Source organism: Streptomyces sp. sk2.1 (assembly GCF_008120935.1).
Taxonomy (GTDB): domain Bacteria; phylum Actinomycetota; class Actinomycetes; order Streptomycetales; family Streptomycetaceae; genus Streptomyces.
Window position 1 is genome coordinate 1 of record NZ_RDBO01000064.1, and the last position, 2199, is coordinate 2199.

General features: G+C 71.9%; 1 protein-coding gene and 1 pseudogene. One reads left to right on the top strand and one right to left on the bottom strand.

What is annotated here, in order from left to right:
• Positions 1-173: 173 nt before the first annotated feature.
• The gene (locus tag EAO76_RS22375; RefSeq protein WP_148837741.1) at positions 174-962 is read left to right on the top strand and encodes an IclR family transcriptional regulator; all 789 of its coding nucleotides are present in this window, start codon (positions 174-176) and stop codon (positions 960-962) included.
• A gap of 213 nt (positions 963-1175) precedes the next feature.
• Here the strand turns inward: EAO76_RS22375 and EAO76_RS22380 are convergent.
• Positions 1176-2199: pseudogene (locus EAO76_RS22380) on the bottom strand (pyridine nucleotide-disulfide oxidoreductase); the annotation flags it as partial.

Consider the following 2199-nt stretch of genomic DNA (forward strand, 5'->3'; position numbering starts at 1 on the left):
GGGGTGTTGTGTGCCGGTGGTGCGGGTGCGGTGCGTGGTCGCGGGGCCTTGTGGGGCGGGGGGTGGGGACGGTATTTGTTCCGGCTGCGGGTCGGTGGATTTCAGGAACGGCGCCGGACCGGCACGGTATGCTGATGCAGATTGTGCAAGCGATTTGCAAAATGAGGAGGGTCATGGCTACTCGGGCGGCCGACGCCGGTACGAACCAGAGTGTCGAACGAGCGGTCTCGGTGCTGCGCGCACTCGACTCCGGCCGTGCTGAACTGCGTGTCTCCGATGTCGCCGAACTCACCGGGCTGGGTTCCTCCACCACCTCCCGGCTCCTGTCCACCCTTGAGCGCCTGGACATGGTCGAGCGCGATCCGGTCAGCAATCTCTACCGGCTCAGCCTCGGGATGCTCCCGCTCGCCGCCACCGCCCTGAACCGCCATCCCGTCCACCGGGCCGCCCGCATGGTCCTCCAGGACCTCGCCGGCCGCACCGGGCTGGGGGCCAACGTCGCCATCCGCCGCGGCACCGAGCTGATGTTCCTGTGCAACTTCGAGGGGGCCCGTGCCCCGAAGTCGTACACGCAGGCCGGGCACGGCGCCCCGCTGCACGCCACCAGCATCGGCAAGTGCCTGCTGACCGGGCTGACGCCCAAGGAGCGCCGCAGGCTGCTTCCCGAGCCGCTGGCGGCGCACACCGAGTACACGACCACCAGCCACGACCTCCTGGACGGCGAGATCGAAACCGTGCGGCGCACCGGGTACGCGGTGGAGGCCGAGGAGCGTGCCCTGGGGCGTGCTTCGCTCGCCGCGCCGGTCCGGGACGCCTCGGGCGAGGTCGTCGCCGCGATCTCCCTGTGGGGTCCCACCTCCCTGCTGGGCGGCCGGACCGAGGCCGAGGGGCAGCGGCTGGCCCTGACCCGTGAGGTCATCGAGGCGGCCGACGTCATCAGCCAGGCGCTCGGCGCCCTCTGACCCGCCCCGCACTTCGCGCACCCCGTACCTCGCGCACACCCCGCGCACTTCGCGCACCTCGCGCCTCGCACCACCTCGCGCGCACCTCGTACCCCGTACCCCGCACACTTCGTACCCCGCACGCACCTCGCGCACCCGCGCACCCGCGCACTCTGCGCGCCTCGCAGAAGGGGGGAAGGCCCTGTGGCCTTCCCCCCTTTTTCTGTCTGCCGGTTACGCGCCGTAGGCCTTGAACGCGATCACGTGGGCGTGCCGTGCCCCGTGCGTGGCGTCCACGACCAGGCGCAGTGCGTCGGTGCGCACGGGGTTGCCGTCGGTGCCGGTGAGCCGGTGCACGCGGTGGCGGCGGCGGTTGTCGGTCACCGTGAGCAGGGTGTGCCAGGTGCCGTCGGGCTCGCGGCTCTGGATGCGGTAGTCGCGGACCAGTTCCGGCATGATCTCGAACGGGGTGCGGTGGCGGTGCAGGTTGTTGAGGTATTCGTCGACGTCGTCGTCGAAGACCACGCGTGTTTCGGTGAGCTGCTGTTGTTCGTCCCAGTCCAGGAGCAGCCACTGTTCGGCCCGGTCGGGGTCGGGCAGGGGTGCGGAGGACCACATCTGGGGGCCCTTGTAGGGGCGCTGGTATCCGCCGACGGCCCGCTGGGGCAGGAAGGCGGCGGTGTCGGGGGCGGCGCGGAAGGCGAAGGTGTGGCGGCGCAGGCCGCGGGCCTGCCATTCCAGGACGAGCTGGCCGTCCTCCTCGGGGATGTCGTGGTCGACGGCCGCGTCGCCTTCGGCCTTGCTGCGCAGGGCGAGGACGCCGTCGGTGCGTTCGGGGAGCAGGACCAGGGCGGTGTCCGGGCAGGCGCGCACGATGAGGACGGCGTTGTGGGGGGTGTCGGGGCGGTGGTCGAGGCGGGCGGTGACCCAGTGGGGGCCGTCGGCCGGTGCGGTCACGGTGGTGGTGAGCAGGTGGTCGGTGGGGACGGCGTTCTCGGGGCGGCCGGTGCTCCACAGTTCCACGGTCAGTTCACTGGTTCGGCCGGGGGCGCCGTGGACGAGCAGGTCGACGGTGTCGAGTGCGGGGTCCACGGGGATGTCGTCGGGGTACACGGAGCGGTTGGGTGCCGCGGCGAAGGTGGCGACGGTGCTCCAGCGTGAGGCGGCGTTGTCCCAGCGGTACAGCTTGCCGGGCCGTTGGTCGGCGCCGGCGCCGACGCGGGCGGCCAGGTACAGGTCGCCGTTGGGTGCGGTGGTC

Coding starts and splice junctions, on each gene's coding strand:
- EAO76_RS22375 (WP_148837741.1), top strand. CDS start 174: ATGGCTACTCGGGCGGCCGACGCCGGTACGAACCAGAGTGTCGAACGA.